This is a genomic window from Pyxidicoccus sp. M15 (genome assembly GCF_056858435.1).
In genome coordinates this window covers 4,570,019-4,595,722 of sequence record NZ_CM166495.1, presented here as the reverse complement: position 1 = coordinate 4,595,722, position 25,704 = coordinate 4,570,019, and the positions used below count along the sequence as shown (strand labels likewise).

At 70.9% G+C, this 25,704-nt stretch carries 17 protein-coding genes, 1 other RNA gene and 1 pseudogene; 12 read left to right on the top strand and 7 right to left on the bottom strand.

Going from position 1 to position 25,704, the window contains the following annotated elements; translation table 11 throughout:
• Positions 1-201: 201 nt before the first annotated feature.
• Positions 202-1,548 (top strand): annotated as a pseudogene (locus tag ACX9TP_RS17335) (glycosyltransferase); the annotation flags it as partial.
• A gap of 2,251 nt (positions 1,549-3,799) precedes the next feature.
• Positions 3,800-8,029, top strand: a complete 4,230-nt coding sequence (locus ACX9TP_RS17330) for a response regulator (protein WP_482980835.1) — start codon at positions 3,800-3,802, stop codon at positions 8,027-8,029.
• A 206-nt stretch (positions 8,030-8,235) separates the two neighbouring features.
• Here the strand turns inward: ACX9TP_RS17330 and ACX9TP_RS17325 are convergent, their stop codons facing one another.
• Positions 8,236-8,457, bottom strand: coding sequence for a hypothetical protein (locus ACX9TP_RS17325; RefSeq protein WP_482980834.1), 222 nt, complete (start codon positions 8,455-8,457; stop codon positions 8,236-8,238).
• A 189-nt stretch (positions 8,458-8,646) separates the two neighbouring features.
• On the opposite strand from ACX9TP_RS17325, the gene ACX9TP_RS17320 reads away from it, so the two are divergent.
• The 7 genes from ACX9TP_RS17320 (at position 8,647) to ACX9TP_RS17290 (ending at position 17,105) form a co-directional block, all read left to right on the top strand.
• Positions 8,647-9,585 carry an AAA family ATPase gene (locus ACX9TP_RS17320; RefSeq protein WP_482980833.1) on the top strand — a complete coding sequence of 313 codons (939 nt, stop codon included), beginning with the start codon at positions 8,647-8,649 and terminating at the stop codon, positions 9,583-9,585.
• Between the two features lie 21 nt (positions 9,586-9,606).
• Positions 9,607-11,022 carry a patatin-like phospholipase family protein gene (locus ACX9TP_RS17315; RefSeq protein ID WP_482980832.1) on the top strand — a complete coding sequence of 472 codons (1,416 nt, stop codon included), beginning with the start codon at positions 9,607-9,609 and terminating at the stop codon, positions 11,020-11,022.
• Positions 11,023-11,124: 102 nt separating this feature from the next.
• Positions 11,125-12,072: a branched-chain amino acid transaminase gene (locus ACX9TP_RS17310; protein ID WP_482980831.1), complete on the top strand. Its 948-nt coding sequence runs from the start codon at positions 11,125-11,127 to the stop codon at positions 12,070-12,072.
• 164 nt (positions 12,073-12,236) lie between these two features.
• Entirely contained in the window at positions 12,237-13,574 is a 1,338-nt protein-coding gene (locus ACX9TP_RS17305; RefSeq protein ID WP_482980830.1) for an AAA family ATPase, read from the top strand.
• Positions 13,575-13,690: 116 nt separating this feature from the next.
• Complete coding sequence (locus ACX9TP_RS17300) at positions 13,691-14,533, top strand: Fic family protein (protein ID WP_482980829.1); 843 nt, start codon at positions 13,691-13,693, stop codon at positions 14,531-14,533.
• A 284-nt stretch (positions 14,534-14,817) separates the two neighbouring features.
• Positions 14,818-15,963, top strand: a complete 1,146-nt coding sequence (locus ACX9TP_RS17295; protein ID WP_482980828.1) for a DHH family phosphoesterase — start codon at positions 14,818-14,820, stop codon at positions 15,961-15,963.
• A complete protein-coding gene (locus ACX9TP_RS17290) occupies positions 15,960-17,105 on the top strand; it encodes a cysteine desulfurase family protein (protein ID WP_482980827.1) in 1,146 nt (381 codons plus the stop codon). The genes ACX9TP_RS17295 and ACX9TP_RS17290 overlap by 4 nt, the downstream gene beginning before the upstream one ends.
• Before the next feature lie 6 nt (positions 17,106-17,111).
• Here the strand turns inward: ACX9TP_RS17290 and ACX9TP_RS17285 are convergent, their stop codons facing one another.
• The 6 genes from ACX9TP_RS17285 to ACX9TP_RS17260 all read right to left on the bottom strand — a co-directional run bounded on the left by ACX9TP_RS17285 (position 17,112) and on the right by ACX9TP_RS17260 (position 23,901).
• Positions 17,112-18,194 (bottom strand): ATP-binding response regulator, encoded by a 1,083-nt coding sequence (locus ACX9TP_RS17285; protein WP_482980826.1) that lies wholly within the window; start codon positions 18,192-18,194, stop codon positions 17,112-17,114.
• Positions 18,191-19,660: an ATPase domain-containing protein gene (locus tag ACX9TP_RS17280; RefSeq protein WP_482980825.1), complete on the bottom strand. Its 1,470-nt coding sequence runs from the start codon at positions 19,658-19,660 to the stop codon at positions 18,191-18,193. Before ACX9TP_RS17280 ends, ACX9TP_RS17285 begins: the two co-directional genes overlap by 4 nt.
• A gap of 265 nt (positions 19,661-19,925) precedes the next feature.
• Positions 19,926-20,102, bottom strand: coding sequence for a hypothetical protein (locus tag ACX9TP_RS17275; RefSeq protein ID WP_482980824.1), 177 nt, complete (start codon positions 20,100-20,102; stop codon positions 19,926-19,928).
• A 226-nt stretch (positions 20,103-20,328) separates the two neighbouring features.
• Positions 20,329-21,801, bottom strand: coding sequence for a M91 family zinc metallopeptidase (locus tag ACX9TP_RS17270; RefSeq protein ID WP_482980823.1), 1,473 nt, complete (start codon positions 21,799-21,801; stop codon positions 20,329-20,331).
• A gap of 154 nt (positions 21,802-21,955) precedes the next feature.
• Entirely contained in the window at positions 21,956-22,963 is a 1,008-nt protein-coding gene (locus ACX9TP_RS17265) for a serine/threonine-protein kinase (protein WP_482980822.1), read from the bottom strand.
• Positions 22,960-23,901: a tetratricopeptide repeat protein gene (locus ACX9TP_RS17260; protein ID WP_482980821.1), complete on the bottom strand. Its 942-nt coding sequence runs from the start codon at positions 23,899-23,901 to the stop codon at positions 22,960-22,962. The genes ACX9TP_RS17265 and ACX9TP_RS17260 overlap by 4 nt, the downstream gene beginning before the upstream one ends.
• A 160-nt stretch (positions 23,902-24,061) precedes the next feature.
• On the opposite strand from ACX9TP_RS17260, the gene ssrS reads away from it, so the two are divergent.
• From ssrS to ACX9TP_RS17245, 3 genes are all read left to right on the top strand, one after another.
• Positions 24,062-24,258: non-coding RNA, 6S RNA (gene ssrS, locus ACX9TP_RS17255), on the top strand.
• Between the two features lie 19 nt (positions 24,259-24,277).
• Positions 24,278-24,901 (top strand): 5-formyltetrahydrofolate cyclo-ligase, encoded by a 624-nt coding sequence (locus ACX9TP_RS17250; RefSeq protein WP_465838174.1) that lies wholly within the window; start codon positions 24,278-24,280, stop codon positions 24,899-24,901.
• Positions 24,898-25,686 (top strand): TIGR00282 family metallophosphoesterase, encoded by a 789-nt coding sequence (locus tag ACX9TP_RS17245; protein WP_482980820.1) that lies wholly within the window; start codon positions 24,898-24,900, stop codon positions 25,684-25,686. Before ACX9TP_RS17250 ends, ACX9TP_RS17245 begins: the two co-directional genes overlap by 4 nt.
• Positions 25,687-25,704 lie beyond the last annotated feature (18 nt).

Below are 25,704 nucleotides of genomic sequence, written 5' to 3'. Positions count from 1 at the left end.
CCAGCATTACATGTGTTCGTCGCCCGACCCCCCCTCCCCTGCATCGCCCGATGACACCCAGGATGGGGCCAAGTATCCTGCCCACGCTTGAGCGACCTGCCCAGACTGCTCCTGTGCAGTTTCGACGTCATCCCCGGTCCGTCGGGCTCGTCGCGCCGTGTCACGGAGTACCTCAAGGCGCTTCCAGACCGCTTCTCCGTGGTGGTGCTGTCGGCGAAGACCCCTGACCACTCCCATATCGAGAAGTACCAGGGTGCCCGCCTGCTGCGGGTGCCGGTAGGCTCGGGCGACCTGGCCTCCCGCATCCAGGCCTTCGAGCGCGCCGTGCGCCGCCAGTTGGAGAGCGAGGAGTACGCGCTCGCCCACTTCACGGACCCCTTCGGGGGCTATGCGCTGTGCGAGCTGAAGGCGGACTACGGCCACCGCCTCGTCTACGAGGCGCAGACCTTCCCGTCCCAGGAGCTGCGCTACACGCACCCGCAGACGGAAGGGGACCGGCGCTTCCTCTCCAAGATTCGCAGGCAGGAGCTGTTCTGCCTGATGAACGCGGACCTCATCATCACCGGCTCGCAGACGACGCGCTCGTACATCCAGTCGCTCGGGGCGAGCGAGGACCTCATCCACGTGGTCCGCGCACCGGTGGACCTCAAGGCCTACGAGCCCGAGGCGATGGGCGCGCCGGACGGGCAGCCGCTGCGGCTGATGTACCTGGGCAGCCAGGTGGGGTGGCAGGGCCTGCCCACGCTGCTGCGCGCGGTGGCGCTCGCGGCCCAGCGCGCGGAGGTGCGGCTCACCCTGGTGGGCGCGCAGCACGCGGACTGGCAGCCGCACCTGGATGACCTGGTGAAGGAGCTGGGGCTGAAGGAGCGCGTGGAGTTCCAGGCCCCCGTCCACCACGACGACGTGGCCAAGGTGCTCGCGCTGGCGGACGTGGGCGTGCTCCCCCTGGACGACGTGGAGCGCAACCGGCTGCAGGGCGGTCCCCTGGCGAAGGTGTCCGAGTACTGCGCCGCCGGCCGCCCCGTCATCGCCGCGGACCTGCCCGTCACGCGCGAGCTGATTCCCCAGAGCGCGGCCCTCTTCTTCCCGCCTGGAGACACCCAGGCCCTGGCGAACCACATCGTCGACCTGGCGCGAGACATCCCCCGCCGCATGGAGCTGGGACGCCGGGCGCGCGCGCATGCGGAGCAGGTGCTCGACGCGGGCATCATCCGCGGCAGGCTCCTGGACCTCTACGACTCGCTCCTGGACAAGCGGTCGGCGTCGGTGGCGCCCCGGAGTGAGGACGACCTGCCCGCCCCCACCACGGTGACGGGCACGCCCACCAACCGGCTCGCGGCCCTGTTGCCTCCGGAACCGACGCCCAGGAAGGAGGCGCCGAAGTCGGAGGTCGCCAAGGCCGCCACTGCCGAGCCGGCGGGTGAGGACGTGCCGCTGGTCATGGGGCAGGTGCTGGACGAGGGGCTCGACACGCGCCTCATCAAGACGGAGCTGGAGTCGCAGCACTCCGAGCCTCCCGTGGTGATGGGCCTGCCCCTGCGCGAGAGCTCCGCGAAAGGCAGGGGGGCGGAGAGCGCCTCGCCCGCCTCCGTCATCGTGGACCCGGCGATTCCCACTTCGAGCCGTGCGGGCGCGGAGCCCGGTGGGCCGGTGGCGCTGAAGTCCTCCACACCGGGCAGGGGCGCGTCGCCCTCGCTCGTGGAGGAACCGCCCACGCCGACGCCGACGCCCGTCGTCCGGGGCACCAGCCCCTCCGAAAGGGAGGAGACTCCGGCGCCCACGCCGGTCGTGCGCGCCCCGGTCGCCCGGGATGCGGAGGAGCCTCCCGCTCCCACGCCGGTCGTCCGCGCGCCGTCCAGGGCCGAAGAAGCAGAGGAGCCTCCCGCTCCCACTCCGGTCGTCCGCGCGCCGTCCAGGGCCGAAGCAGAGGAGCCTCCTGCTCCCACTCCGGTCGTCCGCGCGCCCGTGGCGGCGGACCGCGAGGAGCCTTCCTCTTCCCGAGTGTCCGGCGCGAGCCCGCGTGAGGGGTCCTCGGGGCCTGCCTCTGGCGGCCGTGCGCCCGTCACGTTCGACCGCGACGAGCCACCGGCACCGACGCCCATCGTCAAGGTGCCCGCGGCGCTGCTCATGCGTGACGAGGCGTTCGCTCCGTCCGCCGCGGGACGCGACTCGGGCACCTCGAACCGGAAGGATGAACCGCCGGCGCCCGCCCCCTCGCGCGCACTGAATGGTGGGCGCAGCACGTCGGCCCGCGTGGAGACGCCCTCGCGGCGAATGTCCGCGCTTTCCACGCCGGCCCGGGGCACGTCGTCCGTCGAGTCCGAGCGCGCGTCCTCCGTGCCCCGCGCAGGCTCGCCCACCTCCGAGACCGGGCTGCCTCCGGTGGTTCGCTCGGGTTCCTCGTCTTCGGAAACCGGGCTGCCCCCGGTGGTCCGCTCGGGCCCACCGACCTCGGAGCCCGTGATTCCGCAGGTGCCGCGCTCGGGCGCGCCCACCTCCGACACGGGGCTGCCTCCGGTGGTTCGCTCGGGCGCGCCCACCTCCGACACGGGGCTGCCTCCGGTGGTTCGCTCGGGCCCTCCGACCTCCGAGACCGCGCTCCCCCCGGTGCGCTCGGGCGCGCCCACCTCCGAGACAGGGCTGCCCCCAGTGGTTCGCTCGGGCCCTCCGACCTCCGAGACCGCGCTCCCCCCGGTGCTGCGCTCGGGCCCTCCGACCTCGGAGCTTGTGATTCCCCAGGTGCCACGCTCGGGCTCCGTGTCCCAGGACTCAGGGCTGCCTCCGATGATTCGCGGAGGCACCCCCTCCTCCGAAGCCGAGCGCCCTCCCCCGGTGCTGCGGCCGGGCGCGGCACCGTCTGACGCCGGGCTGCCTCCGATGATCCGCGGAAGCGCCGCCTCCTCCGACGTCGAACGCCCGCTCCCCGTCCTGCGCCCCGGCTCCGCCTCCCCGGACGCGGACCGCCTGGCGCCGATCCGCGGGAGCACGGCCGGCGCGGATCCGGACCGTGCCCCACCGATTCGCGGCGGCCTCCCCTCCGCTGATCAGGACCGCCCTCCTCCCATCCGCGGAGGCACCGCCCCTTCCGAGCCGGAGCGCCCGCCCACGCTGCCGCCCCGTGCCGCCGCGCCGCCGCCCGTCCCCCGCCAACGCCCACCTCGGCTGATGCCCGAGGGCCCGCCCCGCCTCGCCCCGGTGGAGGCACAGGCCTCGCGCCAGGCGCCTCCGTCCCTGAAGGCCTCCATCCCCGCGTCCGTCACCTCCTCCGAGGACGAGCCCGAGGAGATCTCCCCGGACGAGGCCCAGCCCATCGACGATGGCTCCGACTCCTCTCCGACTCCCGCGCACTCGCGCCCACGTCTCGACGAGCCGGACGAGATCAGCAGCGACGAGGTGGAGGAGGCCGAGGTCTCCGCGGGCAACGCCGCTCGCCTGCTCGAGGACGCGGAGCTGCACGAGGTGGAGGCCGAGCCCGCGTCGGCCCCCGAGGACGACGGCACCGCGCCCGAGCCCGTCCCCTCGTCACTCAACCCGTGGTTCGCCCAGCTCGCCCACGGGTACTGTCCGCCGGACGGCATCCGGTTCGACCGCCACACGCCACCGACCACGTTCCCCGGTCGGGACGAGGACACCAGCCCCTCCCGCGTCCCCCCGGCCGTACGTACCTCCCCGGGCGTCGGTCGCGGCAAGAGCTCGTGAAGCAGCCAACCGAGCGCCACCCATAAACTTTCCAAGGCTTGCACGCGCCCGATAGGATGCTGCGGTTTTCACTGCACTTTTTCCGGGTCAGAAGGGCTTCATGGAGCGTCGGGTCCTCATCGTCGAAAGCCAGAACGAATTCGCCCTCAGCATGGCCACCGTGCTCAAGAGCGCGGGGTATCAGACGGCCATGGCGGCGACTGCGTCTGACGCCCAGCGTGAGCTGGAGAAGCGTCGGCCGGATCTGGTCGTCCTGCGCGCCGAGCTGCCGGATCAGTCCGGCTTCGTTCTCTGTGGGCAGATCAAGAAGGGCAAGTGGGGCCAGAACCTCAAGGTCCTCCTGCTCTCCTCCGATACAGGCGTGGATGGCCTGACGCAGCACCGGCAGACGCCGGGCGCCGCGGACGGCTACCTCGTCATCCCCTTCGAGATGGGGGAGCTCGCGTCCATGAGCCACGGCATCATCCCGCCGGGCACGGACGAGTCGGACGCCTCCCTCGACGCGGCGCTCAACGGCACGCCCCGTGAGGCGCCGCCGCCCATGCCGCCCCCCATGCGCACCAGCGCCGGCGGCCCGCCCAAGCTGCCCAAGCGCGAGCGCCGCAGCGCGATGACGGACGAGGACCGCGCCTTCCTCGACCGCGCCTTCCAGTCCATCGCCGACCGCAAGGCGGAGCTGCTCGCCGAGTCCCGCCAGCTCAAGCGCCCGCCCCCGCGGCGCGAGCTGATGGGCACCCCGGAGGGCAAGATTCAAATCCTCCGCGACGAGCTGAAGACGCGCGAGGCCCAGCTCGCCCGCCTCTCCGAAATCTGGAGCGTGCGCGAGCGCGAGCTCCTCTCCGGCGAGGACCGGCTCCACGAGAAGGACGTGGAGCTGCAAGGGCTGAAGATGCAGGTGGACGACCTGCTCCGCCGCTTCAACGAAGCCCAGCAGGGCATGCTCCAGAAGGAGCGCGAGCACGGCGCCGCCGTGGACGACCTGCTCCTCCAGAAGTTCTCCTCCGAGAAGGACCTCATCGAGGTCGTGGCCTCCAAGGAGAAGGACATCAACGTCCTTCGCAAGGAGGTCCACAACCGCGAGGACGAGCTGGAGCGCCGTGTCTCGGAGCTGGAGAACCTCCGCGGCGAGTACGACAAGCTGGAGAAGCACCTCGGCGTCGTCACGCTGGAGTTCGAGGTCAAGGAGCAGAAGCTCCAGGACGCGCTGCGCGCCCACGAGGCGGAAGTCGCCCGGCTGGGCAAGCGCGGTGACGAGTTCGAGGCCGAGCTGGGCCGCACCGTCAGCGAGCGCGACCAGCGCTACGCCGAGCTGAGCGGAGAAATCCAGGCGCTGCAGGACCGGCTCCAGGAGACGGAGCAGGAGCGCGACACCACCGTCCGCGCCCTGGAGGCGCGCGCCACCGCCGCCGAGGAGCACGGCACCCAGGCGGACGCCGAAATCGTCCGGCTCAACGCCGAGCGCGAGGCCCTGGAGGCCCGCCTCACGCAGCAGGTGGCGGACCTGGAAGGCGACCTCGCTCGCACCACCAGCGAGCGCGACCAGCTCCGGCTGGACAAGGACGCCCAGGAGACGGAGCTCACCCAGCGCGTCGAGGACCGCGACGCGAAGATTGGCACCCTCGAGCGCGAGCTGTCGGAGACCATCGCCCGCAACGAGCAGAGCGAGGCGGAGCTCAACGCCAACATCCAGCAGCACCTGGAGCGCATCGGCGAGCTGGAGGGCGAGGTCGAGTCCGTCAAGACGCACCTGGCGGACCGCGAGGCGGAGCTCTCCGCCGAGCTGCAGGCCCTGCAGCAGGCCAAGGACGAGCTGGAGACGGACCTCACCGACCGCCTCCACGCGCTCAACACGGCCAAGGACGCCCTGGAGCAGGACCTCACCCAGAAGCTGGAGGACCTGCGCTCCGCCAAGGCCGAGCTGGAGGCGGACCTCACCGGCCAGATTCAAGCGCTCACCCAGCAGCTCGACGAGTCCCAGCGCGCGGGCGAGCAGCTCTCCGCGCGCGTCGCGTCGCTGGAGGACACCGTCGCCCAGCGCGAGGCCTCCATCGAGGGCCTGCAAGGGGACGTGGCGACGCGCGACGAGCGCATCGCCGAGCTGAGCGGCAACCTGGAGGCCACCAGCCAGACGCTCGCGCAGACGCAGGACACGCTGTCGCGCACGGAGGCCACCCTCTCCGAGACGCAGGGCACGCTGGCCCGCACCGAGGAAACGCTCTCCGAGACGCGCGGCGAGCTGGAGGCCACCTCCCAGACGCTGGCGGACACCCAGACGCGCCTCTCCCAGACGGAAGAGGCCCTGTCCGGCACCCGCGGCGAGCTGGAGGCCACCAGCCAGACGCTCGCGCAGACGCAGGACACCCTCTCCCGCACGGAGGGCGCGCTCGCGGACACGCAGCAGCGGCTGTCCCAGACGGAAGGCGCGCTGGCGGAGACGCGCGGCGAGCTGGAGGCCACCTCCCAGACGCTGGCGCAGACGCAGTCCGCGCTGGAGGACACGCGCGAGCAGCTCGCCAGCACCACCGGCCAGCGCGACGCGCTCCAGGGCGAGCTGGAGGAGACGCGCGGCGCGCTCCAGGAGACGAACGACACCCTGGCCCGCACCACCCGCGAGCGCGACCAGCGCACCGCGGAGCTGCAGGCGCTGGGCGCGGCGAAGGACGCGCTGGAGGACCAGCTCACCGGCCAGATTGGCCAGCTGCGCGGCGAGCTGTCCGAGACGCAGGGCCACTACGAGGCCGAGCGCGCCGCCCACGAGAAGCTCGCCGCCGAGACGAGCGCCCACATCCAGGACCTCACCGGCGAGCGCGACGGGCTGCGCCAGGAGCTGGAGGCCACCAGCCAGACGCTGGAGCAGACGCAGGCGCAGCTCGCCTCCACCCGCGACGCGCTGGGCAAGGAGCAGCAGGCCCACACCTCCACGCGGCAGGCCGCCGCCAGCGCCCAGTCCGCGCTGGAGTCGCAGCTCAACGAGGCGCGCAACCAGGGCGAGGACCTGGGCGAGCAGCTCACCCTCACCAAGCATGAGCTGGGCGCCGCCGTCGCCGAAGTCACGCGGCTGTCCTCGCAGCTGGCCCAGGTGGAGGACGCGCGCGGCACCCTGGAGGAGCGGCTGCACGCGCTCACCGAGGAGTCGCAGCGCAAGGAGGAGCTGCTCCAGAACGACCTGGCCAGCAAGGGCAAGGAGCTGTCGGACACGCTCCGCAAGCTCACCCAGGTGACGCAGGAGAAGATGCGTCAGGCCGAGGTGCTCAACCGCGAGGTGGCCACCCGGACCGACCAGCTCAAGGCGCTGGAGACGAAGCTCCAGACGCAGGCCGCCGAGTCGAAGCGCCAGGCGGACGCGCTCGGCCAGCAGATGGCCGGCCTCAACAACCAGCTGGAGCTGGGCAAGAAGGCCCTCGCCGACCGCGAGGAGCAGCTGCGCGCCGCGGGCACCGCCCACCAGAAGCTGACCGCCGAGCGCAACGACGTGGCCACCCGCCTCCAGCAGTCCGAGGCGAAGCTCCAGCAGCAGACCCAGCAGCAGGCCCAGGAGCGCGCGGAGGCGAAGAAGGCGGCGGACGACCTGGCCGCGAAGCTGGCCAAGGCGGAAGCGCGCGTCGCCCAGCTCACCCAGGAGGCCCAGGCCCGCGCCGCCGATGCGGAGGCGAAGGCGAAGGACCTGCAGGGCCAGCTCGCCACGCGCACGAAGAAGATCCAGGACCTGGAGCTGGCGGTGGAGAACGCGCAGGGCGCCAAGGCCCGCGTGGAGAAGGAGCTCAACGCCCGCGTGGCCGCTGCCGAGGGCAAGGCCAACGAGGCCGCGGCCCGGCTCGCCACCGCGCAGAAGGAGCGCAAGGACCTGGAAACGCGGCAGCTCAAGGAGCTGGAGGACCTCTCCGCGAAGCAGAAGGCGGAGCTGGAGCGCCGCGAGGCCATCAAGGCCCAGGAAGTGGCCCGCCTGCAGCAGTCCGTGCAGGAGAAGAGCAAGGCCCTCAAGGTCGCCGAGCTGGAGCTGGCCCGCTTCAAGAGCAAGGCTCCCGCCGCCGCCGCCACCCCGGCCCCCGCCAAGGCCGCCGCCGCCAAGCCCGCCCCCGCGGAGGAGGAGGACCTGGCCATGAGGACGCAGCTCAACCAGGTCATCCCGGCCGCCGCGCCCGCCGCGGCGAAGCCCGCCGCCGCCAAGGCCGCGGCGAAGCCCGCCGCGAAGAAGGCCGCGGCCCCCGCCCCGGCGCCCGTCCCCGACGAGTCCGAGCCCACCGACAGGACGGTCATGATCCAGATCCCCTCCGGCGTCGCGAAGGAAGACGACGACTGGACGGCCCTGGTGGACGAACTCGACAAGTAGTCCTTCGGGCGCCGGAGCTCCCTCCGGCGCCCCTCGCGGATTTCCGGCACCTCCGTCGGAAGTCCGGCATCCCCTCCCCCGGAAAACGACTCACCCCGGAGCGCCCCGTCATGGGCGGCACCGGGGTGGCGGTTTCATCAGGGGCCCCGGAATCCCGGGGGTCTCGAGGTCGACCATGACATCCGTGCCCTACCCGGGCGCGGAAGTCACAGGGCGGCGCGCGCCTCGCGGACCAGCTCCTTGAAGTGGAGCGAGGAGAGCACGTCGCGGAGGGACGCCTCTCGGCCGTGGCTGTGCGCCTCCACCTGCGCGTTGTTCCACCGGGCGCGGAGCGTGCGCACCGCGATGTAGGCCAGCAGGAGCGGGAAGCCCCCGGGCAACAGCACCACCGCCACCGCCATCGCCATCCTCAACCACGCCCAAAACATGACCGCTACCTCGCCGCTTCGTGTATTGCGCGGGGTAGATGCACGACGTATGCCCACGTTGCGAAGAAAATTTCCCTACGTGGTTACGCCGGGTTGCAGGGCAGGGAGGCAGGTGGACCGCGGAAACGCTCCCCGGACCCTGGCATTTTTGCCGCAGTGGGGTGGAGGGCGTCGGTTAAGTTTCCAGGCGTGAGCACCCCTTCGACGGTAGAGAGCCGCGGCTTCACCAGCGTGGCGGACGCGGAAGAGCGCCTGGAGCAGGTGGGCTACCTCTCCTCCCCCGAAATCGCCACCGCGGCCTTCCTCGCGGACCGGATGGACAAGCCCATCCTCGTCGAGGGCCCCGCCGGCGTGGGCAAGACGGAGCTGGCCAAGGCGCTGGCCCAGGCCCTGGGCCGCGAGTTCATCCGCCTGCAGTGCTACGAGGGCCTGGACGAGGCCAAGGCGCTGTACGAGTGGGAGTACGCCAAGCAGCTGCTCTACACCCAGCTGCTCAAGGACAAGATTGGCGACATGGTGCAGGGCGCCCGCACGCTGACGGAAGCGGCGGACAAGCTGGCCTCCGGCGACGCGGTGTTCTTCTCCGAGCGCTTCCTGCTGCCGCGCCCCATCCTCAAGGCCCAGCTGTCCGAGCGCCCCGCCCTGCTGCTGGTGGACGAAATCGACAAGGCGGACCCGGAGTTCGAGGCCTTCCTCCTCGAAGTCCTCTCGGACAACGCCGTCACCATCCCCGAGCTGGGCACCTTCCGCGCGAAGCACATCCCCCGCGTCATCCTCACCTCCAACAACGCCCGCGAGCTGTCCGACGCGCTCAAGCGCCGCTGCCTGCACCTGCACATCGACTTCCCGGACCGCGAGCGCGAGCTGCGCATCGTCAGGTCGCGCCTGCCCGGCGTCCCGCAGGTACTGGCGGAACAGGTGGTGGAGGCCGTCGCCGCCATCCGCTCGCTGGACTTGAAGAAGGCCCCCTCCATCAGCGAGACGCTGGACTGGGCGCAGAGCCTGGCGCTGCTCAACGCGGAGCAGCTCACCTCGGACCTGGTGGCCTCCACGCTCAACCTCGTCCTCAAGTACGAGGGCGACATCGAGAAGGCGAAGGCCCACCTCCCGCAGATTGCCCAGGCCTGAGGCAGCCGGGATGCCCCGCTCGTGCTGCTGAAGGAACGCTTTCAAATCAACCGGCCGCTCGAGGAGCTGGAGCTCAACCTCGTGCGAGCGACGATGGCCTCCCCGCACCTGCTAGAGGCGCGCGAGGAGGCCATCCTGCGCACCGCGCTGTCGCTGGCGCGCCTCTACAAGGTGCAGCACGGCGGGCTGGACGTGGGCGTGGGCGCGCTGCTCACCCCCTTTCGCGAAGAGGTGGAGCGGCGCCTGTCGCCCGTGCTCGGAGGCCCGCGCCCGCCCACGCGTGACAGGCTGGTGCCCCACGTGAGGGACTTGCGCGAGCATGCCGCGCGGGCCCGGGACGCGGTGGCGAAGCGGCTGCGCGAGCGGGTGCCGCTGGAGGCGCTGGACCGGGAGATCCGCCACAAGGAGCTGGTGCTGGTGGCGGGCGGCGGCGGAGGCACCGCCTTCGTGTACCTGGGCGTCATGAGCCTGCTGGACGAGCACGGCCTGGAGCCGAAGCTGATTGCCGGCGCGTCCATGGGGGCCATCCTCGCCATCATGCGCGCGCGCATGGCGCGCTTCGACCCCACGGAGATGATCAACATCGTCCGGGGGCTGTCCTTCCGGAAGCTCTTCCGCTTCATCTCCACGGAGAGCCGCTACGGGCTGCCCGCCGCGCTGCGGCTGTTCCTGCGCGCGGGGCTGGGGCGCTTCTTCGGCGCGGGCCCCGAGGGCAGCGGCCTCAAGCTCAAGGACCTTCCCATCCCCACGCTCATCTCCGTGGGCGGCATCCGCCGCGGCATGCTGCCCCGCCCGCTGGAGTACTACGAGCGCCTGCTGGGCACGAGCCCGCTGGGCCTGCTCAACCCCGCGGGCGTGGCCCGGCGCATCCAGGCCGCCATGGGCGCCATGGCGGAGCTCTTCACGCGCCCGGAAATCACCGTCCGCCTCCACCTGGGCGCGGACGACGCCACCGGAGACTTCGACGCGCTGGACGCCGCGGGCTTCTCCTCCGCGCTGCCCGGCGTCATCCACTACGACGTGCTGCGCGAGGACCCGCGCATGCATGGCCTGCTGGACGGGCTGCTGGCCCACCACGGCGTGGCGCGCCTCATCGACGGGGGGCTGGTGGACAACCTGCCCGCGAGGGCCGCGTGGAAGGCGGTGGCGCGCGGGCGCATCGGCACGCGCAACACGCTCATCCTCGGGCTGGACGGCTTCGCGCCCCGCCTGGCCACGCCCTTCTGGCTGCCCCTGCAGCGGCTGGCCGCGATGACGGTGGCCCCCAACCTGCCCTACGCCCACCACATCAAGCGGTTCTCCCGCACGCTGTCCCCGCTGGAGGTGGTGCCCAACGTGGAGCTCGCCTCGAAGGCCCTGCACTTGGGCCGCAAGGCCCTGGCCGAGGACATGCCCTTCCTGCGCCGCATGCTCACCCCGCTGCCCCCCGTGCTGTGACGCGGCGCGAATCCGTTTTCGTGCTTTGACCTCATAAGGATGGCTGGCTAGAAGACCCCGGCAGGCGCATCTTGAAATTCCCTCAGGCGAAGGAACCTTTGAATGAGCTCGACCTCGGGTAGCACGTTGCGCGCGGATCAGATCTGGCTCGACGGGAAGTTGATGAAGTGGGACGAGGGCCAGGTGCATGTCATGACGCACGCGCTCCACTACGGGCTCGGCGTCTTCGAGGGCATCCGGGCGTACAAGACGCATGACGGACGGCTGGCCGTGTTCCGGCTGCGCGAGCACATCCGCCGCCTCCTCGACTCCGCGCACATCATCCAGTTGAAGATGCCCTACTCCGAGGACGAGCTCGTCGAGGCGTGCCTGGAGCTGCTGCGCAAGCAGAAGACGCTGTTCGCCAACGGCGCCTACCTGCGCCCGGTGGCCTTCATGGGCGACGGCGCCATGGGCCTGGGCGCCGTCAACCCCACCCGCGTGGCCGTCACCGCCTGGGACTGGGGCGCGTACCTCGGTGACAAGGGCGTGAAGGAGGGCATCCGCGCCAAGGTCAGCTCCTTCACGCGCATGCACGTCAACGTCAACATGGTCCGCGGCAAGATTACGGGCCAGTACGTCAACTCCATCCTCGCCAAGCGCGAGGTGGTGAACGCGGGCTACGACGAGGCCATCCTCCTGGACATCAGCGGCTTCGTGGCCGAGGCGTCCGGCGAGAACATCTTCATGGTGAACAAGAAGGGCGTCATCAAGACGCCCCCCCTGTCCTCGCCCATCCTGGACGGCATCACCCGCGACACGGTGCTCCACCTGCTGCGCGACAGCGGCCGCTCCGTGGAGGAAGTCACCTTCACCCGGGACGCCCTCTACATCGGCAATGAGATCTTCTTCTGCGGCACCGCCGCCGAAATCACCCCGGTGCGCGAGGTGGACAACCGCACCGTGGGCACCGGCCAGGTCGGCCCCATCACCCGCTTCGTGCAGGAGACGTACTTCCGCACCGTGCGCGGCCAGGAGCCCCGCTACGCGGAGTGGCTCACCTACGTCTGAGCGGCGCCGCCCGCCCCCCTCTCCCCACCCGCGGGGAGGGGGCGCGAGGGGGCGTGTGTGTCCCCCCGCCCGGCCTCCGGGCGGGCACCTGCCGTCCCCGGGACTACCTGCAACTGAATGTCGCCTGCCCCGCCGTGCGGCGAATGCGCTAGAACGGGGGGTCGATGGCTCCCGCTGGCTACGCGTACGACGATAATCCGTTCAAGCTCGAGAACCCGTCCATCCTCGACATCGCTCCAGCCGAGCCGAAGTCGGTGGAGGAGACGGGGCTCAAGATGGGCCTGCTGGCCGACATCGCCCTGAAGTTCCTGTACTACGCGGGCACCGGCACGGGCATGGCCATCGCCGACGAGATGCGCCTGCCGTGGCCGGGCGTCATCGAGCACGTGGTGGACTTCCTCACCACCGAGAAGCTGGTGGACCTGCGCGGCGGCAAGGGCTTCGGCCGCGCCTCCGTGGAGTTCATCCTCACGGAGAAGGGCCGCGAGTACGCGCGCGACGCGCTCACCCGCACCACCTACGTCGGCCCCGCGCCCGTCCCCATCGAGCAGTACAACGCCCTCATCACCAGCCAGACGGAGGAGACGCCCGTCGTCAGCCAGGAGGAGCTGGTGATGGCGCTCAGCCACCTCACCGTCCCCGCCGAGCTGATGGACAAGCTGGGCCCCGCCGTCAATTCGGGCCGCTCGCTGTTCCTCTACGGGCCGCCCGGCAACGGCAAGACGAGCCTCGCCGAGGCCGTCTCCCACATGTTCGGCGGCGAGGTGTACGTCCCGCACTGCATCGAAATCGGCAATCAGATCATCCAGGTCCATGACCGGCTCATCCACACGCCGGTGTCCCTGGAGATGGGCCGCGACTCGACCGGCCGCCGGCAGACCTTCGAGATGGACAACCGCTGGATGCTCTGCCGCCGGCCCGCCGTCGTGGTGGGCGGCGAGCTGACGCTCCAGACGCTGGACCTCATCTACTCGGAGAGCACCCGCTTCTACGAGGCGCCGTTCCAGGTGAAGGCCAACGGCGGCATGCTCCTCATCGACGACTTCGGCCGCCAGAAGGTCCACCCCACGGACCTGCTCAACCGCTGGATCGTCCCCCTGGAGAAGCGGGTGGACTTCCTCACCCTGCACACGGGCAAGAAGTTCGAGATTCCCTTCGACCAGCTCCTCGTCTTCTCCACCAACCTGGACCCCAAGGAGCTGGTGGACGAGGCCTTCCTGCGCCGCATCAAGTACAAGATCGAGGTCGGCAACCCCGACGAGGAGTCGTACCGGGAAATCTTCCGCCGCGTCTGCGAGGCGGCCGGCATCCCCTACGTGGAGCAGGCCGTCACCTACCTCGTCGAGCACTACTACAAGCCCCGCAGCATGGACCTGCGCGCCTGCCACCCTCGGGATTTGGTCTCCCTCATCAAGGACGCCGCCCGCTACCGGCAGATAGCTCCCGCGCTCTCCAAGGACCTGCTCGACCAGGCGTGCGAGGTCTTCCTCGTCAATCTTTGATGATTTCGTTGTTACAACCGTGCGGAATTTCTAGAATCCGCGTGCCGTTGTACTGCTCGGCCGCATGCTTCGGATACCGCCCGCAGCGGACCCGCAGCGAGAAGGAGCCGTAGTCCGTGAAGGAACGCTACCAGGACATCGACGAGAAGAACGAGGCGCTGCGCGAGTACCTCGACATCTACAAGGAAAAGCAGCCGGCGCGCGAGTTCCTCGACAGGCTCGAGATGTCGTGGATCTACCACGACGCGGCTCTGGAGGGCGTCGTCTACACCCACCAGGAGCTGATGGCCGCGCTGTTCCCCGGCCGCACCAACGCGGAAGCGTCCATGATTCCGGTGGTCCTCGAAATCCGGAACCACAAGGCCGTCTGCGACTACATCCGTGAGGAGGCGGCGGGCGCCAAGAAGCAGGCGCAGATCACGCTCACCACCATCAAGCGGATGCACGACCTGTTCCTGGGCAACACGCCCGAGGCGCAGACGGAGCGCGCCCGCATGGAGCGGCGGGAGCGCACCGAGAAGGAGCTGGCCAAGGAGCGGGACCGCTCGGGCTTCCGCAAGGACATGCCGCTGCACCGCACGTATTTCCACGACATCTCCCAGCCCGCCAAGATCCAGGGCGAGCTGGAGAAGCTGGTGGACTACACGGCGAGCGCCGAGTTCCGCGAGTTCCACCCCATCAAGCAGGCCGCCACCGTGCAGCACCGGTTCCTGCAGATCTTCCCCTTCACCGAGCACAGCGGGAAGGTGGGGCGCATGTGCAGCAACCTCATCCTCGTGCGCAACGGCTACATGCCGGCCATCATCCACTCCATTGACCGGCAGCGGTACTACGAGTCCTTCCGGGGCCCCGTCGCCGCGTTCCGCACGGTGCTGATGGATGCCATGGAGAACTCGCTCGACAACGGCGTGAAGTTCTTCAAGGACCTCGCGCGCAAGTACAAGGCCATCAACAGCTAGCGCCGGCCGTCCGGCCGCCGGGCTCCCCGGGCGCAGGTGCGCCGGGAGCCTCCGGCCCGGGTGCGCCTGGACACCGGCCACGTCAAAAACCCCTGGGATGTCGCGAGGATGGCCACGAGGAGCCCAGCAGGGGGGCGCTCGGGCTCACGGCCTCCCGCTGTCCCGTGAAGGACGGGCGCCTCGTCGACACCATTGGTGTGATGGAGACACCCTTTCCGGAACGTCAGGGGGAGAACATCCGGCTTCTCGAATCCCTGGGCCGGAGGAAGTAAAGAAGAGCACCCATGCCTGTGACCCACTCCTTCAACAGCCGCCGCAGCAACGGAACCCCGGGGCCCGCCCCCGGTGGCGCTCCGGGAGGCGAGCTGTCGGAGCCCCCGCCACCACGCCTCGCCACGTTGCCCGCGCGCGACAAGCTGGAGCGGCTCCTCCAGGTGGCGAAGGGCCACAAGAAGGCCCTCATCCTCACGCACGACAACCCGGACCCGGACTCCATGGCGGCCGCGGTGGCGCTCGCCCAGCTGCTGGAGCGCCGCGCGAACATGGAGGCGCACGTCGGCTACGGCGGCATCATCGGCCGGGCGGAGAACATCGCCTTCGTGAAGGTGCTGCGCCTGCCGATTTCGCACGTGTCGCAGATCGACTTCGACGACTACGACCTCTTCGGCCTCGTGGACACGCAGCCCAAGGTGGGCAACCACTCGCTGCCGGCGAAGCTGGACGCGCACATCGTCGTGGACCACCACCCGCTGCGCGAGGAGAGCCTGCAGTCGCCCTTCGCGGACGTGGGCGGTGACTTCGGCGCCACGTCCACCATGCTGGTGGAGTACCTGCGCGCGGCGCGGCTGGAGCCCTCCGAGGAGGTGGCCACCGCCCTCTTCTACGGCCTCAAGGCGGACACGCGGGATTTGGGCCGCGAGACGACGCAGACGGACGTGGACAGCTACCTGTGGCTGTTCCCGCGCATGGAGAAGTCGCTGCTCGCGCAGATTGAGCACCCGGAGCTGCCGGCGCGGTACTTCCAGCTGTACCACACGGCCTTCGAGCGGGCGAAGGTGTACGGCACCGCCATCATCACGGACCTGGAGGAGGTCTACTCCCCGGACATGGTGGCGGAAGTCGCCGAGCGGCTGATGTTCCTCGAGGGCACGAAGTGGTCTCTCGCCTTCGGCACCTACCGCAACCAGCTCTACATGAGCCTGCGGGTGAAGGACCGGCGGATGAACGCGGGCCGCCTCATCCGCGAAATCTTCGAGGACTACGGCGGCTCCTCGGGAGGCCACGGCAGCATGGCGGGCGCGCGGCTGCCGCTGTCCGGCAAGGCGGCGCAGCGCAAGGCGCTCAAGCGCGAGCTGGTGGGCCGCTTCAAGGAAGCCTTCGGCGTCGCGGGCGAGCGGCCCGTGTCGCTGCTGTGCGCGCAGGACCCGTGATCTACTGGGACTACAACGCCGCCGCCCCGGTGCGTCCGGAGGTGGCGGCGCTCCTCGCCCGCGCCTTCTCCCAGGGCGGCTTCGGCAACGCCTCCAGCGTGCACCAGGGCGGCCGCGACGCGCGCGCGAGGCTGGACGCCGCCCGCGCGAAGGTGGCCCGCGTGCTGGGCTGCGAGCCGAAGGAAATCACCTTCACCGGCTCCGGCAGCGAGGCGGACGCGCTGGCCCTCGTCGGCGCCTTCCACGCCAGGCCCCTGCCCGAGCGCCGCCGCGTGGTGACGTCCGCGGTGGAGCACCCCGCCCTGCTGGGCGCGGTGGCCCAGTTGGAGCGCGAGGGCGCCAGCGTGGTGCGGCTGGCCCCGGGGCCGGACGGCCGCGTGCGCGCCGACGACGTGCTGGCCGCGCTCACCCCGGACACGGCGCTGTGCTCGCTGATGTGGGCCAACAACGAGACGGGCGTGGTGCAGCCCGCGGCGGAGGTCGCGCGCGCGTGCCGGCAGCGGGGCGTGCTCTTCCACACGGACGCGGTGCAGGCGGCGGGCAAGGTGCCGCTGTCCTTGCGCGAGGTGGACGCGGACCTGCTCTCCCTCTCCGCGCACAAGTTCGGCGGCCCGCCGGGCGTGGGCGTGCTGGTGGTGCGCAAGGGCGTGGACGTGCGGGCGCTGACGCCGGGCCACCAGGAGGGCGGCCGCCGCGGGGGGACGCAGAACGTGCCTTACGCGGAGGCCCTCGCGCTGGCGCTGGAGCTGGCCGTCGGGGAGCTGCCGGAAGTCGCCACGCGCGTGGGCGCGCTGCGCGATGCCTTCGAGCGCGAGGCCCTCGCGAGCCTCTCCAGCGTGGAGGTGAATGGCGCCGGGGCGCCGCGCGTGCCCAACACCAGCAACCTGCGCTTCGACGGCGTGGAGGGCGAGGCGCTGCTCATGGCGCTGGACCTGGACGGCATCTGCGTGTCCACCGGCGCGGCCTGCGCGTCGGGGACGCTGACGCCCTCGCACGTGCTGCGGGCCATGGGCCTGACGGCGGCCCAGGCGCGCGGCAGCCTGCGCTTCAGCCTGGGCCCCTCCACCTCCGAGGCGGAGGTGGAGCGGGTGCTCCAGGCGCTCCGCCAGCACGTGCCCAGGGTGCGCGCGCTGGCGGGCTGACGGCCGTCAGTGCCGCAGCGGCAGCCGGAGCTGGAAGATGGAGCCCTCGCCTCGCGAGGAGCGCACCGACAGCGAGCCGCCGTGCAGCCGCGCGAGCTGCGAGGCGATGAACAGGCCCAGGCCGTGACCCCGGTCCGGGTTGTCGTCGGCCCGCTGGAAGCGGTCGAAGATGTTGGGCAGCTCCGAGGCGGGGATGCCCACCCCCCAGTCCCGCACGTGGATGACGGCCAGGCCGGGGCTCAACCCCAGGCCCAGCTCCACCTGCTTGCGCTCGCCGCAGTACTTCACCGCGTTGGAGAGCAGGTTGTTGAGCACCTGCCGCACCCGCTCGGCGTCGAAGGAGAGCAGCACCGGCTCGCGGGTGCCCGTCAGCAGGAACTCCACGCGCGGCTCCAGCTCCCGCCACTCGTCCACGAGCTCGGTGAGGAACGGGACGACGTCGCAGTACGCCGTCCGCAGCTCCACCTTCCCCTCGGACAGGCGCCCCGCGTCGAGGATGGAGGTGATGAGCTGGTTCATCCGGTCCAGCTGGCGGAGCACGGCCTCCGCGGACCTGCACTCGGCCTCCGCGCCCCGCTGCGCCACCTTGCGCAGCAGTATCTGGGCGTTGAGCCGGGCCGAGCTCAGCGGCGTCTTCAGCTCGTGCGCCACCCAGTTGACCAGCTCCTCGCGCGCCGCCGCGGACGCCGGCCGGGGCTCGCGCGTGCCCGCGCGCTCCGGGGGGCGTGGCTCGGAAGGCGTCCGCGAGCGCAGCGCCGCCGTGACGGCCTCCTCGAAGCTCGACAGGTCCACGGGCTTGGCCAGGAAGGTGTCGGCCTCCTCGCGCCCCGCGGGCCGCGCCGCGCTCAGCAGCACGAAGGGCACGGTGGACAGGGGAGGCTCCGCTCGCAGCGCGCGCAGCAGCTCCATGCCCGTGCGCCGCGGCATCATGTGGTCGCTGACCACCAGGTCCGGCGGCTCGGTGCGCGCCAGCGTGAGCGCCTCCTCGCCATTGTGCGCCCGCACCGCGCGGTGGCCGAGCCCCTCCACCACCTCGGCGAAGATCTCCAGCAGCGCCTCTTCGTCTTCCGCGATGAGGACGAGGCTCATTCCGCGGACCCGATGCTGGTACCCACTGCCCTCGCCTGCCCCGTCAGGAGCCCTTCCGCGGCGCGCATGGGCGAGTTGACCTTCATCCCCGTGTCGGCGATCTCGAACTCCCGCAGGTCGTTGTCGTACTTGCTGTCGCGCATCTTGAGGACGGACAGGATGCGGTGGATGCGCCCGCGCAGCTCCACGTAGCGCAGCAGCAGCAGATTCTCTCCGAGGATGGCGATGGGCGCGTCGCTGAAGTCCAGCTCGGTGCCCGCCACCTTCGGCACCTCCCGGGTGAACAGGGACGTCACCCCCGCCGTCCGCAGGCGCAGGGCCAGCGAGGCGAGGAACGTGCGCCGCCGGTCCGGGTCATCGATGGCCGCCTCCAGGGAGGTGAGCCCGTCGATGACGACCCGCTTCGCGCCCAGGCGCGAGATGTTCGACAGCACGCGGTCCACGACGAGGTCTGCCTCCGCCTCCATGGGCGGCACATGCATGTACGAGAGCAGGCCGCTCTTCACGTGATGCTCCATCTCCAGACCGATGCGCCGCGCCCGGTTGCTGAGGGATGCGGGCGAGTCGAAGAAAGAGACGAAGAGGGACGGCTGCGAGTGGCGGGCCCCCTCCACCGCGAAGTGCGCGGCGAGCAGCGTCTTGCCGATGCCCATGCTCCCCGCGAGCATGGTGGCGCTGTGCAGCGGCAGGCCCCCCTCCATCAGCACGTCCAGTTCCGGCAGTCCGAAGCTGGCGCGGCCCTCGGGCGGCGCCACATCCGTCATGTCCGGGACCTGCGACTCCAGCCGCGGAATGAATCGCACCCCGTCCTCGCCGATGCACATCAGGTGCTCGCCGGTGAGGTGTGGCCGGCCGCGCAGCTTCACCACCTCCACGCGGCGCAGGCGGCGCGCGGACCGCTTGTTGACCGACAGGGAGACGATGCCGTCCACGGTGGTGGCTTCCGGCAGCGCCAGCAGCCTCTCCAGCGGGTACTCCGTGGTGAAGAGCCCCACGCAGTCCGCCGCGGCCAGGCCGATGCCCAGCTCGTAGAGGAACTCGCGCAGCCGCGCCTCGTCCTGCCAGAGGTCGCGAATGGCGCGCAGCCCGTCGATGAAGAGCAGCTTCGCGCCCCGCTTGCGCACCGTCTGGACGAGCAGGTCCCGCGTCTCGCGCGCCCCCTGCTTCAGGGTGGAGTAGGCGCTCATCACGAAGAGCCTCTCGTCGAGCAGCTCCCTCCGGAAGAACGAGAAGCCGGACAGCTCGCTGACCAGCTTGTCGTGGGGCTCGGAGGTGACGGTGGCGACCACCACCGGCAGCCCCCGAGCCGCCGCGAGGAAGGCCACCTGGCTGCACAAGACGGTCTTTCCGCAACCCGGGTCGCCCGTCACGATGACGGACTGGCGCCGGGGGATACCACCGCCGAGGAGCATGTCGAAGCTGGGGATACCGGTCTCGAAGAGCGGCCCCGAACGGCTGCTGTCCATCTGTCCTATCCATCGAGCGGCGGGATACGACGCGCGGGCTCCGCAGCTCGGAAGAGGGCGCGTGGAGGGTTGGCATCAGGTGGATGCCCGAAGCACAGGAACTAACAACTGGAGGGCGCGGCTCCAAGGCCACGCCCTGGCCCGAGGAGGCGGGTGCCCGCTCCAATGCTCAATGCCAGACAGGCGCGCCGGGAGCCGGGGAAGCAGGCTCCCCGCGACGGCCGCGCTCCCAGTGCAGGGCCTTCTTCACGGAGGGGCCCGGGCCCTACCACTTCTGTTCGGGGATGGACTGCTCGCGCACGTCCTCGTCGGGCTGGCCGTAGCCGGGCATCCCATCCTCCCGGGCCTCGTCCGCCTTCGAGGGCCGCCGGGGCTCTTCTTCCTGTGTCTTGCGCTCGGGTGCGTCCTGCTCGGGCTTCGGCTGCTTGGGCTCGGTGGCCATGGCTCTCCTCCCCTGCGCGACTCCGCGCGCGGGAGGAAATGTCGGCATCTCCCCGGCGGGCCGCACGGGTGCCTCCCTCCGCCAGCGGGCAGGCACACGGGCCTTCGCTCCTGCTCCTGCAAGGCCGTGTGGCCCGCGCTACCTCGGCGGGGACAGCGGGCCGCTCTCGAGGACACGCCCCATCCTACCCTCCAGGCCCCCGCGTGAAGGCCACTGCGTTTCCGGCCTAGTAGCGGGGACGCGTGGGCAGGTTCAGGTCGTCGCGCAGGTCATTCTCCGCGACGCGCTCCTGCTTGATCTTGGGCGTGCTCGAGTCGTTGTCGTGGTCGTACGGCAGGCCCACCGCGGAGTGCTCCAGGTTGCGGACGCCCTCGGACGAGCCCGGGGCGAGCTCGCCCGTCACGAAGTCGGAGGCATGCACCAGCTCGTGGAAGAGGCCGACGACGGGCGGGCGGTTCTGCCACTCCTCTCCGCCCAGGGAGATGCGCGAGGTGTGGTAGTTCACCTGCGCGTTGGTGCCCTTGCCCGGCGTGCCATCCGCCGCCATGAAGCCGTCGTTGAAGTTCGTCCCGTTGGCGGTGTTCCCGTCCGTCGGCCGGGCCACTTCCTGGATGGTGGTGGTCTTCCCGCTGCCGTCCAGCCGGCGCAGCAGCTCCTGGCCCGACGGGAGCGAGCGCATCGCGTCCAGGTCCGACTGCACCCGCGCGTTGAAGTTGGCATCGCCGGTGACGGAGACGGAGCTGCCCAGCGAGTCCGAGTCCGTCATGTCGACGGTCTGCCGCGTGTCTCCCTCGCCGACCGAGACGGTGTCGTCGTCCTGGACGAAGAGGTTGTCGCTGCCCTCGCCGCCCGAGACGGTGTCCGTGCCCAGGCCGCCCGCCACCGCGTCGTTGCCCGCGCCGCCGGACAGCCTGTCGCTGCCACGCCCGCCAATCACCTGGTCGTCGCCGTCGCCGCCGCTCGCGGCGTCGTCGCCCGCGCCACCGTCGATGTAGTCGCGCCCGGCGCCGCCGCTCAGGCTGTCCTGCCCGTCGAGCCCGTACATCACGTCCCGGCCGTCGCCGCCGGAGATGGCGTCGTCGCCGCCACGCGCCTCGAGGTAGTCGTCACCCTCGCCGCCCACCAGCGCGTCGTTGCCGCTGCCGCCGATGAGGGTGTCATTGCCCTTGCCACCGTCGAGGTTCACGCTCTGCGTAACGCTCGAATCCACGGTGATGGAGTCGTTGCCGTCCCCGCCGCGGATGACCGAGTTGCGGGCCTGCTCCGCCGTGAGCGTCACGGAGTCGCTCCCGGAGGTGATGGTCAGCCCGCCATCCCGCGTCTGGGACACGGTGGCGGTGTTGTTGCCGGTGCCCAGGTCCACCACGGTGCGGCCGGAGGCCTCCGTGGTGACGGTGGGGCCCGTCGTGCCCGGAAGCTTCGGGCCGGAGGGCGTCGGCGCGGTGAGCTCGGTGCCGCCGGGCCCATGGGAATGCGGGCCTGCCTCGCCCAGCAGCTTCTGGCGCTGGGCCGTCCCCGCGCGAGGCGCGGCGTCGAACCCGTCGCGCAGGCGCTCGGCGACGGCCGCCTTCACGGTGTTGGCCGCGGGCTGCGTCTTCACCGGGGCCGGCGCGGGGGCCTTCGGAGCAACCCTGGGCTCCACCTGCCGGGCGGACGACGACGTAGCGGGGCGGGAACCGGAGCGACCAATCGTGGACATGGGACTTCTCCCGGGGACGGAGACGGGCTGTAGGAGGGCCGCCCCACGGCTTCCACCGCGGAGGGAGACCCGGTGAGACATTGTCGGTCCCGTGTCGCCGGGAGTTGCCTCCCGGCCCGGATTCGCGCGCTTCCGGGGCCCGGAAAGGCGCGCCCTACCCCGCGCTGGAGCCCGGCGTCCCCGTCGTGGGGGCCGCGCCGCCCGACGAGGACGACGAGGGCACGTCGTCGCTGGCGCCGAAGAGGCCGCGGACGACGGCGGCGATGGCCAGGGGCGTGCCCACGCGCTCGTCGTAGTGGGGGGTGAGCGCCTGGGCGAACTCCTCGGCGGACGGGAAGCGCTCCTCGGGGTGCTTGGAGAAGGCGCGGTCCACCACCGCCTCCAGCGCCTCGGGGACGTCCGGGCGCAGCTCGCGCAGCGGGCGGTACTGGCGGGACCAGATGGCGGCGAACACCTCGTCCGGCGAGCCGCCCACGAAGGGCCGCTCCAGCGTCAGCAGCTCGTAGAGCACCACCGTGGCGGCCCAGAGGTCGGCGGCGGGGTTGACCTCGCCGAGCAGCGACTCCGGGGACAGGTAGTACGGCTTGCCCAGCACCTCGCCGCCCTGCAGCTTGCCGTCCACCAGCACGCGCGACACGCCGAAGTCGCCCAGCTTGATTTCCCCCACGCGGGAGATGAACAGGTTGGAGGGCGACACGTCGCAGTGGACGATGCCCAGTGGCTCGCCCGTCGGCCCGGTGGCGGTGTGCGCGTACGCGAGCGCCTCCAGCAGCGCCCTGCCCAGGTACACCGCGAAGTCCAGCGGCAGGGGGATGCCGCGCACCTTGCAGCGCCGGAGGATCTGGCCGAGGTCCCTGCCGTCCACCAGCTCCATGACGATGAAGTAGATGCCCTCCAGCGCGCCGGCATCCAGCACCGTGACGATGTTGGGGTGGTGCAGCTGCTTGGACAGCTGCGCCTCGCGGGCGAAGAGCGACACCGAGGCGGGGTCTCTCGTCAGCGCCGGCAAGAGCCGCTTGAGCGCCACCGTCCAGCCCTCGCGCGGGCCGGTCAGCACGCGCGCTCGGTACACCTCCGCCATGCCGCCCTTGCCGAGCACGGAGAGGATTTCGTAGTTGCCGAAGACCCGGGTGGTCTTCCCTGGAGCAGGCGGCTGGCTCACGGGATGGAGCTTCCGGCCCCCAGCGCCTCGCGGCCCGGCGCCCGCTTGCGGTTGCGCTGCTGCAGCAGCGTGTCGATTTCCTCCCGCAGCGCGGCCTCCGGCACGGCCTCCGCGGGCCGGTTCCCCGGCGCCCAGCCCAGCTCCATGGCCCGGCGCAGCGCTTCCCGGGCCCGGAGGCGCTTCTTGTCCCGCAGGTGCGCGTAGGCCAGCCACAGGTGCACGTCCGGCCGGGTCGACGCGCGCATGCGCTCCAGCGTCGTCAGGGCCCCGGGCACGTCACCCTGCCCCAGCTGGCAGGCCGCGAGCCCCACCACCGCCGCGGGGTTGTTGGCATCCTTCTCCAGCAGCCCCGCGAAATGCCGCTGCGCCGCCGCGTGGTTGCCGGCCGCGAGCAGCCGCCGCGCCTCGTCGAGGGAAGGAACGACCGCCTCCGGCTCGGGCTTCGGGGGCGCGACGGGCGCCGCCGGGGCCGGAACGTCCTCTTCGGCCGCCACGGGCTCCGACTCCTGGGCGTCGTCCTGCTGCGGGCCCGTGGACCTCAGCAGGAGCAGCAGGCCGTCCTTCAGCGCCGGGGAGCGGCACCCCTTGGGCGGTTGGACCAGCGCGCTCAGCACCCGGTCATACGTGTTGATGAAGAGGAGCGCCGGATGGCTCTCCCTCTCCTGGCAGCCCGGCCCCGTCTGGCACAGCAGCACGCTGCCCACCAGGACGTTGCCCTGCAGCTCGCCCTTGACCACCTGCGTTCCGGGCTCGAAGCGGCAGGCGCCGCCCTGCCCGGTGGCCGTGCCAATGACCTGCTCGCCTTCGGTGCGGAACTCCACCGGGCCGTACGTATCCCCCAGGTAGGGGCCGGACACGGTCGGCCCCGCCCATGCGAGGCCGGAGGCGACGACGGAAAGAACCGTCGCGAGTGCCTTGTTGGAAAGCGCGGGCGGCATGTGCGGGTGTCTTTTCATCATAGAAGCCGCGAGGCTGCCTTGTAAACGCACGAGGAAGCCTTGACCCCGCCGCCCCCCGTCCTTATCATTTCCCCAGACTCTTACGGGTTTTCCCAATAGATTCGAGGACTTGGTAGCACTGTAGCTTTGTTACAAGGGCTGTCCCCTGCGGGGCGCGTGATGCCCAGCAGAAATTCGAACCGATACGTCCATTCCGGGGTCCGTTTCGGTCGCCATGTGCAAGCCCTCCCTCCTCACGGGGGATGAGGGAAGCCTGCGGCGGCATGATTTCGGTTCCCACCTGGCTTTCAGAGGGTTCAATGGACGCTGGGCACACGGCCATGCGGCGGGGGACTTTTTCTGCGGAGTGGCGGCGGTGAGCGAGACGGTGGTGGAAGAGGCGGCGGCGAGGAAGCAGACGCTGCGTGAAGAGTTGACGGCGCGCCGCAAGGCGATGACGCCGGACATCATCGACACGCGGGGTCTCAAGGTTCAGTCTCGGTTTCTGGCAGCTCCGTACTATCAGAAGGCGAGAACGGTGGCCTTGTATGCCCCTATTCGGGGCGAGGTGCCCACGCGGGACATTTTGATTGCGGCATTGCAGGACGACAAAATCGTCTGCTACCCGCTGTCCCACGTCCACGGGCGCATCCTCTCATTCAGGGCCATCAAGTCGGAGAGCGAGCTGGAGCCGGGACGGCTGGGGGTCAGGGAGCCAAGCAACTCCTCGGACCTCATCCCGGTCGACCAGATCGACCTCTTCGTGGTGCCGGGCCTGGGGTTCACCCGGGACGGCAAGCGGCTGGGGCGCGGGGGCGGCTATTACGACGCCACCCTCCGTGCGGCCAGCCAACGCAGTCGCCGCGTCGGCCTGGCCTTCAATGACCAGGTCGTCCAGGTGCTGCCCACCACGGGTGATGACGTGGACATGGACCTCATCGTGACGGAGTCCGAGTCGCTACGGGGCCTGTACCGCGACTGGGACTTCCTGGATACGTGAAGGTCCTCTTCATGGGAGACGTCGTGGGCCGCCCGGGACTCCAGGCGGTCCGCACGCTCCTTCCGCGCCTCGTGACCGAGCACGGGGTGGACCTGTGCGTGGCCAACGCGGAGAACAGCGAGGGCGGTGCCGGCATCAGCGCGGAGACCGCCACGTACCTGCTCGACAGCGGCATCAAGCTGCTGACGAGCGGGAACCATTTCTACTCGAAGAAGGCCATCCTCCCCTGGGTGAAGGAGCATCCGGACCTGCTCCTGCGGCCGGCGAACTACCCCAAGGGGACGCCGGGGCGCGGGCATGGGCTGGTGCGCCTTCCGGACGGCCGAGCCCTGGGGGTCATCAACCTGGAGGGGCGCGTCTTCATGCGCATGGAGGACAGCCCCTTCGAGGTGGTGCTGCCCCTGGTGGAGGAATTGCGCAAGGAGACGCCCTGCATCCTGGTGGACATGCACTGCGAGGCGAGCAGCGAGAAGAACGCCATGGGCGTGCACCTGGACGGCAAGGTGTCCGCGGTGGTGGGCACGCACACGCACGTGCAGACGGCGGATGAGCGCATCCTCCCCGGCGGCACGGCCTTCATCACCGACGTGGGCATGTGCGGCCCGCTGGACTCCGTCATCGGCATGAAGAAGGAGTCCTCGCTGGCGCGCTTCCGCGGGGAGAAGGCCCCCTACGAGGTGGCGGAGAAACTGGTGTACCTGCAGGGCGTCGTCATCGACATCGACGACACCACGGGCCGGCCCCGGAGCATCGAGCGGGTGCGCCAGCGCCTGCCGGGTACGTGAAGCTCCCGCGTGGTTCCG

Excerpts from the sequence above, each read along its gene's own strand:
- ACX9TP_RS17260 (WP_482980821.1), bottom strand. The coding sequence starts at position 23,901 with ATGCCGCCCGCGCTTTCCAACAAGGCACTCGCGACGGTTCTTTCCGTC.
- ACX9TP_RS17325 (WP_482980834.1), bottom strand. The coding sequence starts at position 8,457 with ATGTTTTGGGCGTGGTTGAGGATGGCGATGGCGGTGGCGGTGGTGCTG.
- ACX9TP_RS17275 (WP_482980824.1), bottom strand. The coding sequence starts at position 20,102 with ATGGCCACCGAGCCCAAGCAGCCGAAGCCCGAGCAGGACGCACCCGAG.
- ACX9TP_RS17285 (WP_482980826.1), bottom strand. The coding sequence starts at position 18,194 with ATGAGCCTCGTCCTCATCGCGGAAGACGAAGAGGCGCTGCTGGAGATC.
- ACX9TP_RS17305 (WP_482980830.1), top strand. The coding sequence starts at position 12,237 with ATGGCTCCCGCTGGCTACGCGTACGACGATAATCCGTTCAAGCTCGAG.
- ACX9TP_RS17270 (WP_482980823.1), bottom strand. The coding sequence starts at position 21,801 with ATGTCCACGATTGGTCGCTCCGGTTCCCGCCCCGCTACGTCGTCGTCC.
- ACX9TP_RS17295 (WP_482980828.1), top strand. The coding sequence starts at position 14,818 with ATGCCTGTGACCCACTCCTTCAACAGCCGCCGCAGCAACGGAACCCCG.
- ACX9TP_RS17330 (WP_482980835.1), top strand. The coding sequence starts at position 3,800 with ATGGAGCGTCGGGTCCTCATCGTCGAAAGCCAGAACGAATTCGCCCTC.
- ACX9TP_RS17280 (WP_482980825.1), bottom strand. The coding sequence starts at position 19,660 with ATGGACAGCAGCCGTTCGGGGCCGCTCTTCGAGACCGGTATCCCCAGC.
- ACX9TP_RS17310 (WP_482980831.1), top strand. The coding sequence starts at position 11,125 with ATGAGCTCGACCTCGGGTAGCACGTTGCGCGCGGATCAGATCTGGCTC.